The organism is Streptomyces sp. NPDC002676 (assembly GCF_053592455.1).
The window spans coordinates 1-14,729 of sequence record NZ_JBSFVT010000037.1 but is presented as its reverse complement, the minus strand read 5'-3'; the positions used below and the strand labels follow the sequence as shown (position 1 = coordinate 14,729).

Here is a 14,729-nt window from a genome sequence, read left to right as displayed (position 1 = left end):
CCTTATCGTGGACATGCCCGGACAGGGGGACCGGACGACCGAGATGCAGCAAGTTGACCCGAACGAGTGAAGATCGGCGTGTGAGCGGTATGCGCCCGGTGCGGTGAGAGGGCGGTAGATCGCCGGTTTCACGGATTCGCCGCGCGACTGGACTGGATGGCCCTTCGGCTCAGTTCGTCGAGGCCTGGTGCCGTTGTCCTTGGTGCATCCAGGCGATGACGTCGAAGACGCGCAGGATCCCGATGTCTTCCCCGATACCGGCCTTCTGACGGAGACGGATCAACTGATCGCAGAGGGCGCCGTTGTCGGCCCGCAGCCCTGCTGCCAGTGCCGCCCAGAAGGTGTGATCCGTCTTCGGGCGCTCGAAGAGTTGCTTGACGCGGGTGTCGTAGACCGGGATCAGGTGGGGCCGTTTGCGGGCTAGGAGCTTGCCCGCGATCACTGGGCCGCTGCCGTCGGGCTTCTTCTGGTATTTCGTTGTTCTGTCGGCCAGGCGTCCCCACAGCTCCCACGCGGGCCCATCCTTCGCCACGAGCGTATCGCTCACTGGATCTTCCAGGCGGGCGTTGCGAGGTATCCGTGACAGCAGGCGCGCCCACTGCCCATCGGGATCGGTCAGCAAGTTGATCGCACCGTGGGGCTTGAGCGAGACTCCGAGCATGGTGATGGCGAGCAAGTCGTTGCTGTCGAAGCGGTTCGCAACGTGCTCGGCGTCCCCGCCACCGCCCAGGCGCTCGAAGTGCGCGCCGGAGTAGAAGAGGTCACCGCTCGAGCGTTGGCGAGTGAAGTACTCGACCAGCAGCTGCGCTGCTTTGTCGGCGTCCCAGTAAACATCCGGGATCTTCAGTCCGATCACCGTGAAGCCCCCAGTCTCCTTGCTGCCGGTGACGTGCGCGGCGCACGGCAGTACACCGGCTGAGATATCGTGCGTGCCTGACAGCGGCTGCGGTGGCTCAGCGGCAGAGTTGTTTGCCTGGTGTGCCTGCGCTGGTGAGGTCCATCCGCGAGCACGGCATGCTCGTCGACATCACGGGCACAAGATCAACCGACCGCTGCGATAAAACAACGAGGCCGGTTTGCATCGGCGTGAAGAACTTCGAGGTGGACGCCTGGTCCGGCTGGCCCACAATCGTCGCCACCCTCGCAGGGAAATCGGTCGTGCTTGCCTGCCAGGGCAAGCGTGTGCCCTTCGAGACCGCCGAGATCCGCGCTGAGCCCCCGGTTGGACGCCTGTGGAGTCGAGCGCGGTGACATCACCAGCGAGTCAGTAGTGGATCGGCGCACTTGATCACCCATCAGCAACCTCCCTCATGAAAGGTCGAGGTCAGGAGGTGATGCCGTTTGCGGCGATAATCTGCGTCGCCGTGCGCAGGCGGGCGTCAAGGCTCTGGCGATATTGACTCAAAGCTGTAGTGTGACTCTTGATGTAGGCATCGTCATACGCCGTCTCGACGGCAAGGTCGATTCCCACAAGATTCACTGAGATCTTGCAGGCGAGATCTGCCTGCGCCTGTGCGATCTCCTCCGCAGAATGCGACACGGATTGTCCGGCGGCTCTCTTCGGCGACGCAATCGGGCTGACAGCCGCATCAAATGGAGTCTTGAAGTCGTAGCCCCGCGCCTTCATGCAAGCGCTCCATTTGGCATTGCCCTCGGCGACTCGAGGATCGCGAAGAGGGACAATCGGTCCGTGATCAGGCAGAGTCGCCGGGTCACTTGCAGGAAGGGATCCCCCGATGGCTTCGATGCCGACTTCTCGGCAGCCACCAGTAGGCACGGGTATGCCATTGAACTTTCTTATCGGATTTCCCGACGTGTCGCGCCCGAAGGCGACACCCTCGGCTTCCGGGGACAGTGGCGCCCCGTCTTCCGCAGGAGGGGTTCGAGTCATATTGTAACCACTGACAGCCACCTCTGAAGGGTCAAAGAACCCATACAGGCGTGTATGCGTTCGCAAGTCGCGGAACGCGGCGTCATCGAGTCCAAGGAGCTGGGTATGGAACCTTGGCAAGCCGAATTTCTGCATGCACCGAGTGCTCACTTTTTCCGCCGCGGCCTCGAGCTCGGCAATCTGCTGTGGCTTTGCAACATACTGCTCGATCGGTCGGACTACTTGATCGGGGGAACTCACAATCGGGACGGGTCCGATGGAAATAGCAGGTAGGGGCGTGCCCATGGGAGCCGTCCCGCTGGGGCGACCGGTTGAACCGCTGCATGCTGTCAATGCCGTCAGAGCCGCCAGCAGAACAAGGCCACCTGTAATGCGTTTCAATTCTCCGCCAAAACAGCAAGTGTCGAGAGGTGACAACTGTGGCCGACGGCCTCGCCGTCGGCCACAGGCTGAGCTGCCAGTACTAGCCGGCGATGTACAACTGAATTCCGCGCGAATGGGGATCGCCGGTGGAGTAGTTCACCCCGTTCGCATAGTAGTACAGGGTGTGATTTCTGGCCAGCGAATCCTGGTAATAGACCCAGCCGTTGTTCCAGTTGGATCCGACCGCGTCTATGTTGTAGATGGGGGTGATGTACTTGTATCCGCCGCTGGGGTTTCCGGCGAAACAGTAGTCATCGGAGTCGTACGACCCGTGGTAGATCCAGAAGTTCACGCCATTGGTCGGACAGGGCGCCACGATGACATCGGCGTTTGCCGGAGAGGTGAACGTCAGATTTGCGCCCACGAACGCTGCGCTCGCGATGGCAAGTGCAGCGACACGCTTCATTCGACCCATCTTCTGTATTTCCCCTTTCGATATTGCGCCACTGGTGCTGTCGGGTGCGGTGGCCTTTGAATTCTCCGGGCCTGGGTCCGTAGATCGAAGACCTCAAGCATCGTTGTGTAGATGTCGTCAGGCGTCAACGCAGTGCTCTGGTGCATCCTGATGCGACATTCTGACTGAAATCGCCCGCGTCTGCTGCGGATCACTGGTCACGTTCTGTCGTACAGGCGACTGAAGTTGAATTCGTGATGTCGGTCAGCCGTCCGTGACCCGGCCGATGTCGGCGACACGGCCGTCGACATCGTCCGGGCAGTGCTGGATCTTCTCGAGCCTGCACTTCGCGGCCCTGGCGTCAACGCCTGCCCGACTTCGCCCTGGAAGGCGAGCCATGCCCGATGTGCGACCGCGGCGCTCTTGCCCGGGGCCGCACGTCCTTCTTCCACAAGTCCACAGCAGCGTCCTCACAGTCGATCTCCGAGCGAGCGGGTTGCCGCCATGACCAACCGTGCCGCTTGAGCAGCCGCCATGTGCCCTCAACCGTGTACGACACGTGGAACAACCGGCCTATCACGGTCACGATCCGGGCCAACGTCCACCGCCGGTCGGCCCAGCCATGGGCCAGTGGCCCTCGCTCCAATTCCCGTTTCAACTCGACGATTTGTTCCTGAGTCAGCCTTGGGCGACCTGCTGATCCCTTCGACAGGACACCGGCCTTGCCGCGCTCACGCCAAGCTCGGCGCCACCGCTCCACCGACCGCTCGCTCACCCGTAACGCTGCGGCGATCTCCCGATTCTTCTCCCCGCCCTCGAAGCGCTCCACGGCCTGCAGCCGGATCCGCTCCCGTGCGGCCCTCTTCGCGTCGGTCAACCCGCCGCCCTGCGCGTATCTCATGTCCTCAGGGCTACCGGAGCCCGCCTGTTGGCGTCAGGCAAACGTCCGACTTCACCTGACCAAGTTCAGTCAAATGCCGGTGTGAGGGACAGTTACGGAGCGCAATGTTCTAGGTTTGGTAAGAATTCCGAGCACCCACCGCGAGTGCTTCGGCGTGCTTGATCTGATTGCCGGCGAGGACACCCCGGTCGACGTCTCACCATCCGCCCCCACCACGACCTGCTCGCAGCCGCCAGGATCACCAAGATCTTCATCAGCCTCCCAGGAGCCTATGAGTCCTCGAGGTGGCCGCGGTGGCGGTGCCATTCGGGGCGAGGATGGCCATGTCGTGGTCGTCGATCCAGATGTCGTCCTGGCGGAGGGCGGGGCGGCGGGTGCCCTAGGACTTGTCCGGTCGATCACCGTCTCGTCTGTCTTTGATGTGCCGCCTTGGCCCTGCCATCGCTTGCTGACCGAGCGATGGCAGGTCTTACGATCGGTCCGTGATGGATGCCCCGATGCATTGGACCGTGCGCCATTTCTCGCAGGCCAACCCCGCAGGCCCCGGCTGCGATAGCGTTCCGGCCCTCTTGCGGCGGCTGGCCGATGCCATCGAGGCGTTGGGCCCCGCCGAGATCCAGGACGTGGTGATCGAGTCGGAGATGACCGAGCACGGCCCCTGGCGGTCGGGGACGGTCTACTTCCACCTGCCTGAGGATGAGGACTGATTCTGGCCTTCACGAGCGGAGCCAGATGACGAGGGCTGCGGCAGTCGCGGTCCCGTGGAAGACGTAGCCGCGCTTGTCGTAGCGGGTGGCCACAGCTCTGGCGTGCTTGAGCCGGTTGATCGCCCGTTCCACGGGGTTGCGTTTCTTGTACCGCTCTTCGTCGACGCCAGGTGGCCGTCCGCCGCGTGACCCTTTGCGCAGGCGGGCGGCCTGACTGTCGGTCTTCTCCGGAATCGTGTGCCGGATACCCAGGCTCCGCAGGTAATTGCGGCAGAGGCCGTTGCTGTAAGCCTTGTCCGCCGCGAGGCTGTCAGGCTTCTTGCGCGGCCTGCCCGGTCCAATCCGCGGGACGCGAACCTTCTCCAACACGAGCTTGAACTGCGTGCAGTCCGCCCGCTGTCCCGGTGTGACGATCAGGGACAGCGGACGGCAGCGGCCGTCCGCGCTCAGGTGGAGCTTGGTGGTGAACCCGCCCCGCGAGCGGCCCGGGCCCTCACCTCCTGCACCACCTCCACCAGGCGGGCGACGAGGCTCTGCCACGGCGTTTCGTCCTGGTGTTCTGCCGCTGCGTCCCCCTTTGAGGCAGGAGCCGGCGGCGGTTCGGTGCGGGCGCCGGCGGCGTGCTGATGTGCCCGCACGATGGTGGAGTCGACCGAGATGTCCCAGTCGATCTCCCCGGCCGCGTCGGCCTCGGCCTGGACCTGCTGGAGCAGGCGTTCCCAGGTTCCGTCGGCCGACCACAGGCGGTGGCGTTCATAGACCGTCTTCCACGGGCCGAACCGTTCGGGCAGATCACGCCACTGAACGCCGGTCCGCACACGGTGCAGAATCCCGTCGATCACCTGCCGGTGATCCCGCCACCTGCCACAACGCCTGTTACTGGCTGGCAGGAACGGCCGCAGCCGTTCCCACTCAACATCCGTCAGATCACCCCGCCCCATGTCCACATCAACGACACGACTGCGGAGCAGTCACATGATCGGCCGGACAAGTCCTAGCCATCCCCACTGACAACGCACCCCTGAGCATGACCTCGACGCCGTGCGGCCTGCACCACAAGTGCACCAGATCAAGCGGGGAAGAGTGGGGAATCACGGTGAAAGCCAGTAGGCTCGTCGAGGCTTCAGCCCGAACGTTCGCCCAGGTCAGCAACCTAACCGTCTCCAAAGGCCCGCAGCTTCCCAAGCTGAGAGCGCGGGTTCGATTCTCGTTACCCGTTCCACGGAGAAGGCCCAGGTCATCGACCCGGGCCCTGTTTGTCGTGCTCAGTGATCAGTCGTCGCTTGCCGGATTCGTGTCAGAGCGTTGATCGTCGCGAGCTGACGGCTGCGGACACATCGGGTTGATGTGTACCGCTTACGATTCCCCTGTCATGGTCACATGGAAGGTGCTCGGGTCGTTCCGGGTCGAGGTCGACGGCTGTACGGTCGATACGGGCGGGCGGCTCGCCCGGATGGTTCTGGTCCAACTGCTACTCGCGCGTGGGGCTGTCGTGCCCACGGAGCGGATCATCGAACGGCTGTGGCCCACACGTATCCCGTCGAGCGCGCAGTCATCGCTTCAGGTCCACATCGCGCGTCTGCGGCGTGTCCTCGAACCGCAACGGGCGCCGCGAACGCCTGCGCGGCTGCTGGTCAGCGCGCCCTACGGCTATGCCCTCGCTGTGGACCAGGACGCGGTGGACGCCTGGGTGTTCGAGGACCGGGTGGCCGCCTGCTCGGAGGCGGGGCTGCCTGCTCATGTCGCCGCCGAGGGCCTGGCCGAGGCGCTCGCCTCATGGGGCGGGCAGCCGTACGCGGAATTCTCGGACGAGCCGTGGACCGCTGGTGAGCGCGCACGTCTGGAGGAGATACACCGCACCGCCCGCGAACGGCTCACCGCGGCACGGCTGGGCTGCGGGCAGGCCGCGCAGGCCCTCGCCGACGCGGGCACGCTGACCCGGGAGCAGCCGCTGCACGAGGAGGGCTGGCGGCTGCTGGCCCTGGCGCTGTGGGCTCGCGACCGTCAGGGGGATGCCCTGGCCGCGCTGCGGCGGGCCAGGCGTGTCCTCGACGAGAATCTCGGGGTCGAGCCCGGGCCCGCTCTGCTGGAGCTGGAACAGGCCCTGCTGCACCAACGTCTGGAAGTGCTTCACGTGGCGACCGGGGCGACCGCCGCGGCCACCGCGAATGCCGTGGCGGCGATGCGGGGTCCGGTGGCGGCTGTCGGACGCAGGGCGCCGACGGTGCTGACGGCGGATCGGCTCCTGGGCCGTGACGCGGAGTTGGCCGGGCTGGCCGCCGCGGCGGACCGGGCACGGGGCGGCCAGGCCCAGGTCGTCCTGGTCTCCGGTGAGGCCGGTATCGGCAAATCGAGTCTGCTGGAGGCCGGCGTCGGGCAACTGCCGGAGCAGGGCTGGCTGGTCGGGTCCGGGCAGTGCCCGGAGACGGATGGCGCCCCGCCCGGCCGGGCCTGGTTCGACATGCTGCCGCGCCTGGCGGAGGCCGCGCCACCGGGGCCGTACGCCGAAGAGCTTGCTCCGCTGCTGGCTCCGGGCACCGCGCGCGGTTCCGGGCACCCGGACGGCAGCCCGGCCCGGCGCTTCCGGCTGCACAAGGCGCTGCTCGGCTGGCTCCGTGAGACGGCCCTGCGGCGACCGCTGGCGATCGTGCTGGACGACCTGCACCGGGGTGACCAGGAGAGCATCGAGCTCTTCCTGCTCTGCGCCGAGCAGTTGCGCGACGTACCGCTGCTCCTGGTGGGCTCGTACCGCACCGGCGAGGGTGATCTGACCGGGGCACTGGCACGGCTGGCCGCCTGCTCGCCCGTACGGCTGGCGATCGGTGGGCTGTCGGACGCCCAGGCGAAGGAGCTGCTGCGGCGCGGCGCGGCCGACATGAGCGATCACGCCGCGACGGCGCTGGCCGAACGGGCCGGGGGAAACCCCTTCTACCTCCGCGAGAGTGCGCTCCTGCTGGCCGGTGAGGGCGAGCGGCAGGCGCTGGCCCGCGTCCCGCAAGGGGTCCAGGACGTGCTGCGGCGACGGCTGGCCCTGCTCGCGCCGACCGTCACGGCCGGACTGCGGCTGGCGGCCGTCGCCGGGCGCGAGGCTTCGGTGGCCCTCCTCGTCCAGGCGGCGGACGGCGATGCCGAGCAACTTCTCGACGCCCTGGACGCGGGTGTCACCGCCGGACTGCTCACGGAGCCGCGTCCGGGCACGGTCCGCGTCACCCACGCTCTGGTGCGAGACGCTCTGGCAGGCGACCTCACACAGCTGCGGCTGGCCCGGATGCACTCCCGCCTGGGCAGGGGCCTGATCGCCCTCGGCTCGGACGACGTCGCCGCCACGGCCCACCACCTCCTGCAGGCGGCCCCGGTCGTGACCGCCGACGCCGGGCCCGCGGTCCACCATGCCCTGCTGGCGTGCGAGCAGGCGGTGCGCCGCTACGCCCCGCAGAACGCCGAAGCCCTCCTGATCGCGGCCCTCGGGCTCCTCGCCGGCCATCCCGAGGCCTTCGCCGACCAGGACGCCGCTCTGCTGCGGGTGACACTGCTGGGCCAACTCGTGGACTGCCGGATCCGGATGGGAGCCGTGGTCCCCGCCCGCGAGGCACAGCAGCAGGCCGTACGGGTGGCCCGCGCCGAGGCCCGGTCCGACCTGCTGACCGCCGCCTACACGACCTGGACGGAACCGACGCCCTGGCGCGTCCGCCCGTACGGGGCGTCCGACCCCGAGGCCGTCGAGGAACTCGGGAAACTGCTGGAGAGCCCGGGCCTGGCCGACCGGCAGCGGTGCCTGCTCCTCGACCAGCTGGCCGACGCCTTCGACGACACCGATCCACGCGCCGCGGACGTGGGACGCCGGGCCGTGACGCTCGCCCGGTCCGTGAGCGAGCCCCGGCTGCGGGGCCTGACCCTCACCTCGCTGCTGCGCCGCCTCGACTGCGACCTCGATCCCGGCGCCTACCAGGAGGCGCACCGGGAACTCGCCGAGGTGGCCGACGCCCAGGACAGCCCCGAGTACTCCTGGATGACTTCCTACACCGCCGCCCGGATCGCCGCCGGCCGCAACGACCCGGCGGAGATGGAGCGTTGCCTTACCCGTGCGGACGACATCGCCCGAACCTACGAGCTCCAGGGCGCCTTCGCGGTGGCCAGGCTGCGGCATCCCATGCTCGCCATGGCCCAGGGGCGCTTCGAGGAGGCGGAGCAGGCCCTGGGATCGGCTGTGGAGGCGCTGCAGGCACAGGGGGCGGTGGACATCAGCGGGCTGGCCGCCCTGGGCATCGGTTGCATGCGGTTGCAGCAGGGACGGCTCGCCGAGATGCTGCCCGCACTGCTCGCGGTGTGGGAGCGATACCAGCCGCACAACGAATCCCTCACCGCGCTCGCGCTGCTGGCCGCGGGCCGCCCCGGTCAGGCCCGTGACGTCCTCGGCCGACGGGTACCCCTCCGGCGCGACTTCGCCTATTCGACACTGGCCGGGCTGCGCGGCATGGCCGCCGTCGCCTTCGGCGACCGGACGCTGGCCGCCGAGGTGTACCAGGACCTGCTTCCCCTGCACGGGCTGGCGGCCGGCGCCAGCAGCCTCAGCACCGCTTTCCGGCCCGTCGCGCAGATCCTGGGCGAACTCGCCCGGTTCCTGGGCCGCCCCCGACAGGCGCGGGACCACTACCTCGAAGCCGCGCGGGTGGCGGCCGCATGGGACTCCCCCCACTGGGCGGACGCCGCGAGGACCGCCCTGGCCCAACTGCCGTCGGCGCCCGCGTAGACGTACCCCTTGCCGGGGCGCGGAAGGTCAGGACAGTTCGGCCATGAACGCCGCCGCGAGGTCGAGGAACTCTTCCGGCGAGTCCGTCGTCAGCTGGAGGTCCACGAGTACCTCGTCTGTCCCTGTCTCGCACATGATCCTGAGGTGGTCGCAGAGCTGGCGCACGGTCCCGCGCTGGTACGTCTCCGCGGGGTCCGCCTCGGCCGTGGTGACTTCGGGGTTCACCCGGAACACCCGGCGCAGCCCCGCCGGATCCCGCCCCGCCCGCTCAGCGGCCTCGACGGCGACCGCCCAGAGACCCTTGAGGTAGGGCAGCGGCATCGAGGCCCCCAGCCAGCCGTCCGCGCGCCTGCCGACCCGCTCCAGGGCGGGCGGGGTGAACCCGCCCAGCAGGACCGGCGGCCTCGGGCCCTGGAGGGGTTTGGGCAGGACGGTCGACTCGGGGATCGTCCACAGGGGGCCGGTGTGGACAACGGGATCGGACCCCCATACGGCGTCGAGGACGTCCAGGGTCTCCTCCAGCCGCGCGCCGCGGCCCTGCCAGGGCACCCCGGCGGCCGTGTACTCCTCGCGCATCCAGCCGATCCCGATGCCCACGTCCAGGCGCCCGCGGCTGATCAGATCGAGGGTGGTCAGCGCCCGGGCGAGCACGAGGGGCGGCTGCCACAGGGCGTTGAGCGTGCTGCTGCCGAGACGGACCCGTTCGGTGGCCGTGGCCGCCACGCCCAGGGCGAGCAGCGGGTCGAGGTGGGTGCCGTACCGGACGGGCATCGGCTTCCCGCCCGGGTAGCCGTCGGGCGGGGTGAGCGGCGCCAGCAGCCGGTCGGCCGCCCAGAGGCTGTGGCAGCCGAGCGCTTCCAGCGCCGTGCACATCCCGGCGGTGTGGCCCGGGTCGGCGAACGGGCCGAACTGGGGGACGGAGAATCCTATGCGCATCGGAGAGAGTTCCTCGATCGGTACGGGGCGGGGGCGGGGGCGGGGGCGGGGGACCGGGGGCGGTCGGACAGGGACGGCACGTCAGGCGGTCGTACGACGGCCACGGATCCTGTCCGTCTCGCGGCGGTACTGCCGCTGCCCGAGGAGCTTCCACATCACCCGGGCCGGGAGGGGCAGCCGGGCGAGGAACTCCTGACGCTCCTCGGGCGGGGTGTCCTCCAGGATGGCGCCGAGCGCGATCATCAGCCGGTCCCGGGGCGTTTCGGCGAGGCCTCGCTCCCCCACCGCGTGCCACTGCTTCTCGGTCACATGCAGCGCGGCCAGCGGCATGACCTCCCGCTCCTCCTCGTCGAGATGGGCGCACAGCTGCCGGTGGTGCCTGCGCAGTGCCTCGACGAGCTCGTCACGGTCCTCGGGCAGTGCCTGTGCCTGCCACCGGTTCATGAGCCCCTGGACCTCGGCGATCCCGTCGTCGAGCTTGCGGTGCTGCTCCTCCATCGCCAGGACCTGCTCGGCATCGAGGTCCAGGTGCGGCAGCAGCACCGGCCACAGCATCTCGTCCTCGCCGGTGTGGTGGGCGTGCAGGCCGACGGCGTAGAGCCGCCAGTGCTCGGCGAGGACCCGGGCGCGCGCGGTGTCGGCGGGACGCACGTCCTGGACGAGTTCGGCCAGCAGGCGCGACTCGCGGCGGAACACCTGGTGGATCATCGCCATCTCGCGGGTGTAGGGGTGGACGGTGGAGTCGGGAGTGTTGCTCGAAGTCATGACACTCAGTCTTCAGAGCCCAGTTGCAAGGCACTTTCACCCGAGTTGCCGATCCCCGGCGAGCGACTGTGGCGAGAGTTCGGGACGAGGAAGCCCGTGCCATACGTGTCCCGGATGCAGCGGGGAACCATGGGCACACCGGAGTGTCGGGCAGCGGCCTACCCGACCGTCGGCCCCTCAGCCGCAGGTCGGTTTCTCTACTGGTTCAAGGCGGCTCCGTAAGACCGACCGGCAATAGGCGTCCGAGGGGTGGGGGAGGAAGCAGTACGGGCACGGGTCCGCGTGATCACGGAGTTCTCTACGCTCAGTGATCACGAAGGACGGCCGTGCCCGCGCTGCCATCTTGCCTGTTCGAACCCCTCTGGGATCAGTTCGCCGTGATCGTGAGGCTCCTGAGCTTCGTCGAACACCGTTTCTCCCCAAGGTAATTCGACTACGCTTGCGAGTCCAAGATCGAACGACAGGGGCACCCATGCCGTACGAGGCCGGCACGAGGGTCATGCTGACCAGGGATGTGCAGGTCACCGCAGATGACACCGCGACCAGGGGCGGCGTCCCCGGTCCGCTGTTCCTCGCCGAGGGCCTGGCGGGAACGGTCATGGGCTCGACCACGGAAGCCGGCCGCGCGGGCCAGGACTACCTCGCGAGCTTCGATCAGCAAATTCGCGGCCATCGGTTCGACGCGTTCGCGGCGAGCCTGATCGATGACCTCCGCCAGAACGTCGCCCGGGTGGGAGCGGTCAACGCCGGAGCGGGCGCTCGGACGACCTACCGGGTGCGCTTCGACAACGGGTTCGTCCTTGACGGTCTTGAAGAAGGCTGGCTAGCCCGAGCCTGAGCACCTGCCACCCTCACCACCACCAAGGAGATCCATGGCCGACACCGTCACGTCACTGACCGCCCGCGTGCACGATCTTCAGGTGGCGGTCATGACCCATGGCCTCACTCCACGGGGCGTCGACGTCGTCGCCGGCCTCCACGACATCGTCGTGCGCGCCTCGGCGCTCGGCCCCGACGGCAGGTGGCTCGTCGCATCGGGGCACTCGGGCCTCGGCGGTCTGGCCATCGCACAGGGGCAGGTGGATCAGGGCCTCCTCCACTTCGACGCCGCCGTGGCGAACGGGTTCAACGACTGCGTGGCGTTCCACATGCCGCTCGTGCGCCCGCTGCACCACGACCCCCGATTCCGGGCCCTGTACGAGCGGATGCGCGTCACCCCGGCCGACCTCGACGAGTTCCTCTGGCTGCACCAGGAGATACAGATCATCGCGAGGGAGGCCCAGCAGGCGACCGTCGACAACATCGGCCGCCTCGACACCGGGGTCTCGCTGCTCCCGCAGGCCCCCATACCGACCCGCGAGCCGAACACCCCCGGAGTGCTGATCACCCGCCTCGACCTCGCCGCCACGCAGACCGCACTGCGACAGGCCGCCGTGAAGGCGGACTTTCAGCGCAGCGCCGGCAACGTCAGCCTCAGCCTCATCGACGACTCGTGGGACTACACCCGTGCCAGGCACGACGCCTGGCACGCCGACGATCTGGACACCCGGCGCGAACAGGCCGCCGCAGCCCGGGCCTTCGTCGAACGCCCGGGCATCGGCACCATGCTGATCCCCTGCCCACCGCTGGGCTCGATCGTCTACCCGTCCTGACGAGGGACAAGCGCACGCGCAGGAAGTCGACCCCGCCGACGTCCTGCACCGGGCGCACAGCAGCTTAGGCCGACCGGCAAATGGGATCACTTGAGACGGCGCGTGGTGGGGCGGCCATCCCACCGGTAGCGGGTGGTGGCCCGGCGGATCAGCGTGCGGAGCGTGACGAGTGCGGCGGCCAGGTGGAGGTAGAACTCCACGATTGCGCCGTTCCTGTCGGTGCAGCGCCGCAGCTTGCCGTAGCCGTTCATCCACGAGTGCGTTCGCTCGACGGTCCAACGCTTGTCGGCCTGGATCGGGGCGGGAACGCCTTTGCGGGCGATCTCGCCGGTGAAGCCCAACTCCTGAAGCAGAGTGCGGAACTTGTTGTTGTCGTAGCCCCGGTCGAGGTTCACGTTCACATCCTCGGGTAGGGGTCCGACCTGTCCGATGACGGCTTCGAAGGTCGGCCCGAGGAGGGGCGAGTCGTGTCGGTTGGCCCCCGCGGCGACTAGGCCGAGTGGGACACCGTGGGCCTCGGTGGCGATCGAGCGTTTCAGTCCCTGCTTCCCGCGGTCGACCGGGGAGCGGCCCGAGCGCTCGCCGCCGCACGGGGCCTTGGTGATGCAGCCGTCGACGGATATCTCGGACAGTTCCAGGCCGATCATGCGGTCGTACGCCTGGAGCGCGAGGGCGTGGACGGTCTCGGAAATCCCCTGCTCCGCCCACTCTTTGAGTCTTCGGCGGATGGTGCGGTCCGAGCATCCGGGGCTGGAGAGGCGCTCGTAGCCCGAGCCGTGGACCAGCGCGAGCACCACATGCTCGAACACGGTGCGGTCGGGGACCCTGCGGCGGTGGCAGCCGAGGGGGTGGCCCGCAGCGAACTCCGGCCGTGCGGGCAGGAGAGCGGCGAATTGGTCCCAGAGGGGTTCGAGCAGGCAAGATGGCAGCGCGGGCACGCCTGTCCTTCGTGATCACTGAGCGTAGAGAACTCCATGATTGCGTGGACCCGTGCCCGTTCTGCCGTCAGGGCCACCTCACCAGCGCCTATTGCCGGTCGACCTAAGTTGTTGGATGGCCCGGAAGGGCGGGGTGTGGCTCAAGGCGGCTTGTCGAATGTGACTCGGAGCGAGTGGCCGCCGCGCCCTTCAGGGCACCTTGGCTGCTGATTGAGATGTGCGCGCCTTGTGCGGTCGCTGTTTACGGAGCAGACAGCGGGGTGTCTGGCTCGGGTCGCGAGAACGAGCAGCGCCTGTACATCTCTTTGGGAGTCAGTCTGCTCCGACAGGTGATTCGAAATGTTCACGAGCTCGGACAGCGTCTGGCGGGTGCTGGGCTGGGCTCGTGGTACCCAGGAGCGAGGTCGACAGGGCTGGAGCCCATCCAGCTCGGCTTGGCCGGTCGCGACCTGGCGCGAAAACGATCACCAAATCGGGTGCCATATGCGGTGTTCGATGACCCTTCCAGCGGATTCGCCCCAAGCTGAGGAGGCCCGAGACAAGATCACGGAAGGACCCGCATGACCACTACGGTGCAGGAGGCCCTCACCACCAAGCTCGAGCGCACATTCGACGCTGTGGACGCCAACCACGACGGCTACGTGGACTGGTCGGACTACAAGGCGCTCGGCGACCGCTACATCGAGGCGTACAAGCTCGACAAGGACGACCGCCGGGCCAGGGCCATCCAGGCCTTCTGGCAGCACTATTTCCTGGAGCTGCTGCGTCACTCGGACGGGGCCGGGCAGCGGCTCACGAAGGGCCAGTTCGTCACAGCCAACCGCATCGCCGTCATCGACACCAGCCGGCTCAACGTGGCGGACGGTGCCGGTCACGTGATCTTCGACATCATGGACGCGAACGAGGACAACGAGATCACCCGGGACGAGTTCACCCGCCTCCTGAAGGACGTGTGGAAGAGCGAGGCGCCCAACGTGATGGACGTCTTTGCCAAGCTGGACACTGACGGAGACGGCGCGATCTCCCGCCAAGAGTTCGTCCGCGCGGTCCGCGAGCACTTCCTCTCCAACAATCCGGACGCACCGGGCAGCCTCTTCTTCGGGCCGATCTGACCCACCCCCTCAAGGCTTTGCCTGGCAGCTTCGCACAATCGCTGTCCCTCCGAGCGCCGAGCCACTGAACCGCCCGTTGCCCCGCTGTCGTACCTCGACGGCGGGGCAACGCCTTATACATCACCGGTTGAGCACACGCGATCCGACGAAGCGCTGCTGCTTCTCGGGCTCTGGCTCAACTTCTGTGACGCGGCCACTCTCCGTTACGCCAATAGGACGCGTTTGCGAAGAAGTTGGAAGCCTGCCCGCCCGAACATCTG

Annotated in this window: 13 protein-coding genes and 1 pseudogene; 6 read left to right on the top strand and 8 right to left on the bottom strand. The window is 68.0% G+C overall.

What is annotated here, in order from left to right:
• Window positions 1–169 precede the first annotated feature (169 nt).
• A complete protein-coding gene (locus ACWD3E_RS41335) occupies window positions 170–856 on the bottom strand; it encodes a DUF6308 family protein (RefSeq protein ID WP_451392618.1) in 687 nt (228 codons plus the stop codon).
• Window positions 857–1,014: 158 nt separating this feature from the next.
• Between ACWD3E_RS41335 and ACWD3E_RS41330 the strand changes: the two genes are divergently transcribed.
• A complete protein-coding gene (locus tag ACWD3E_RS41330; protein WP_451392617.1) occupies window positions 1,015–1,251 on the top strand; it encodes a hypothetical protein in 237 nt (78 codons plus the stop codon).
• Window positions 1,252–1,324: 73 nt separating this feature from the next.
• Here ACWD3E_RS41330 and ACWD3E_RS41325 read toward each other — a convergent pair whose 3' ends face one another.
• The 3 genes and pseudogenes from ACWD3E_RS41325 to ACWD3E_RS41315 all read right to left on the bottom strand — a co-directional run.
• Window positions 1,325–2,176, bottom strand: coding sequence for a hypothetical protein (locus tag ACWD3E_RS41325; RefSeq protein ID WP_451392616.1), 852 nt, complete (start codon window positions 2,174–2,176; stop codon window positions 1,325–1,327).
• Window positions 2,177–2,354: 178 nt separating this feature from the next.
• The gene (locus ACWD3E_RS41320; RefSeq protein ID WP_451392615.1) at window positions 2,355–2,720 is read right to left on the bottom strand and encodes a hypothetical protein; all 366 of its coding nucleotides are present in this window, start codon (window positions 2,718–2,720) and stop codon (window positions 2,355–2,357) included.
• Between the two features lie 332 nt (window positions 2,721–3,052).
• Window positions 3,053–3,609 (bottom strand): annotated as a pseudogene (locus ACWD3E_RS41315) (winged helix-turn-helix domain-containing protein); the annotation flags it as partial.
• A gap of 485 nt (window positions 3,610–4,094) precedes the next feature.
• Here ACWD3E_RS41315 and ACWD3E_RS41310 point away from each other — a divergent pair.
• Window positions 4,095–4,316 (top strand): hypothetical protein, encoded by a 222-nt coding sequence (locus ACWD3E_RS41310; RefSeq protein ID WP_451392629.1) that lies wholly within the window; start codon window positions 4,095–4,097, stop codon window positions 4,314–4,316.
• 9 nt (window positions 4,317–4,325) lie between these two features.
• Here the strand turns inward: ACWD3E_RS41310 and ACWD3E_RS41305 are convergent.
• A protein-coding gene (locus ACWD3E_RS41305; protein ID WP_451392614.1) for an IS5 family transposase occupies window positions 4,326–5,257 on the bottom strand; the annotation gives its coding sequence in 2 pieces (ribosomal slippage) (window positions 4,326–4,877 and window positions 4,880–5,257; 930 coding nt in all).
• Window positions 5,258–5,688: 431 nt separating this feature from the next.
• Here ACWD3E_RS41305 and ACWD3E_RS41300 point away from each other — a divergent pair.
• Window positions 5,689–9,066 carry a BTAD domain-containing putative transcriptional regulator gene (locus ACWD3E_RS41300; protein ID WP_451392613.1) on the top strand — a complete coding sequence of 1,126 codons (3,378 nt, stop codon included), beginning with the start codon at window positions 5,689–5,691 and terminating at the stop codon, window positions 9,064–9,066.
• Between the two features lie 27 nt (window positions 9,067–9,093).
• Here ACWD3E_RS41300 and ACWD3E_RS41295 read toward each other — a convergent pair whose 3' ends face one another.
• Both ACWD3E_RS41295 and ACWD3E_RS41290 read right to left on the bottom strand, forming a co-directional pair.
• Window positions 9,094–10,002 carry a TIGR03619 family F420-dependent LLM class oxidoreductase gene (locus ACWD3E_RS41295; RefSeq protein WP_451392612.1) on the bottom strand — a complete coding sequence of 303 codons (909 nt, stop codon included), beginning with the start codon at window positions 10,000–10,002 and terminating at the stop codon, window positions 9,094–9,096.
• 81 nt (window positions 10,003–10,083) lie between these two features.
• On the bottom strand, window positions 10,084–10,767 hold the full coding sequence (locus ACWD3E_RS41290; RefSeq protein WP_451392611.1) for a hemerythrin domain-containing protein: 684 nt from the start codon (window positions 10,765–10,767) through the stop codon (window positions 10,084–10,086).
• A gap of 472 nt (window positions 10,768–11,239) precedes the next feature.
• On the opposite strand from ACWD3E_RS41290, the gene ACWD3E_RS41285 reads away from it, so the two are divergent.
• Window positions 11,240–11,605 (top strand): hypothetical protein, encoded by a 366-nt coding sequence (locus tag ACWD3E_RS41285; RefSeq protein WP_451392610.1) that lies wholly within the window; start codon window positions 11,240–11,242, stop codon window positions 11,603–11,605.
• 34 nt (window positions 11,606–11,639) lie between these two features.
• The gene (locus tag ACWD3E_RS41280; RefSeq protein ID WP_451392609.1) at window positions 11,640–12,419 is read left to right on the top strand and encodes a hypothetical protein; all 780 of its coding nucleotides are present in this window, start codon (window positions 11,640–11,642) and stop codon (window positions 12,417–12,419) included.
• 86 nt (window positions 12,420–12,505) lie between these two features.
• Here the strand turns inward: ACWD3E_RS41280 and ACWD3E_RS41275 are convergent, their stop codons facing one another.
• Window positions 12,506–13,357 (bottom strand): IS5 family transposase, encoded by an 852-nt coding sequence (locus ACWD3E_RS41275; RefSeq protein ID WP_451392608.1) that lies wholly within the window; start codon window positions 13,355–13,357, stop codon window positions 12,506–12,508.
• Between the two features lie 560 nt (window positions 13,358–13,917).
• Here ACWD3E_RS41275 and ACWD3E_RS41270 point away from each other — a divergent pair.
• The gene (locus tag ACWD3E_RS41270) at window positions 13,918–14,469 is read left to right on the top strand and encodes an EF-hand domain-containing protein (RefSeq protein ID WP_451392607.1); all 552 of its coding nucleotides are present in this window, start codon (window positions 13,918–13,920) and stop codon (window positions 14,467–14,469) included.
• The last annotated feature ends 260 nt before the right edge of the window (window positions 14,470–14,729 follow it).

Excerpts from the sequence above, each read along its gene's own strand:
- ACWD3E_RS41330 (WP_451392617.1), top strand. The coding sequence starts at position 1,015 with ATGCTCGTCGACATCACGGGCACAAGATCAACCGACCGCTGCGATAAA.
- ACWD3E_RS41290 (WP_451392611.1), bottom strand. The coding sequence starts at position 10,767 with ATGACTTCGAGCAACACTCCCGACTCCACCGTCCACCCCTACACCCGC.
- ACWD3E_RS41295 (WP_451392612.1), bottom strand. The coding sequence starts at position 10,002 with ATGCGCATAGGATTCTCCGTCCCCCAGTTCGGCCCGTTCGCCGACCCG.
- ACWD3E_RS41320 (WP_451392615.1), bottom strand. The coding sequence starts at position 2,720 with ATGAAGCGTGTCGCTGCACTTGCCATCGCGAGCGCAGCGTTCGTGGGC.
- ACWD3E_RS41325 (WP_451392616.1), bottom strand. The coding sequence starts at position 2,176 with ATGGGCACGCCCCTACCTGCTATTTCCATCGGACCCGTCCCGATTGTG.
- ACWD3E_RS41280 (WP_451392609.1), top strand. The coding sequence starts at position 11,640 with ATGGCCGACACCGTCACGTCACTGACCGCCCGCGTGCACGATCTTCAG.
- ACWD3E_RS41310 (WP_451392629.1), top strand. The coding sequence starts at position 4,095 with ATGGATGCCCCGATGCATTGGACCGTGCGCCATTTCTCGCAGGCCAAC.
- ACWD3E_RS41285 (WP_451392610.1), top strand. The coding sequence starts at position 11,240 with ATGCCGTACGAGGCCGGCACGAGGGTCATGCTGACCAGGGATGTGCAG.
- ACWD3E_RS41270 (WP_451392607.1), top strand. The coding sequence starts at position 13,918 with ATGACCACTACGGTGCAGGAGGCCCTCACCACCAAGCTCGAGCGCACA.
- ACWD3E_RS41300 (WP_451392613.1), top strand. The coding sequence starts at position 5,689 with ATGGTCACATGGAAGGTGCTCGGGTCGTTCCGGGTCGAGGTCGACGGC.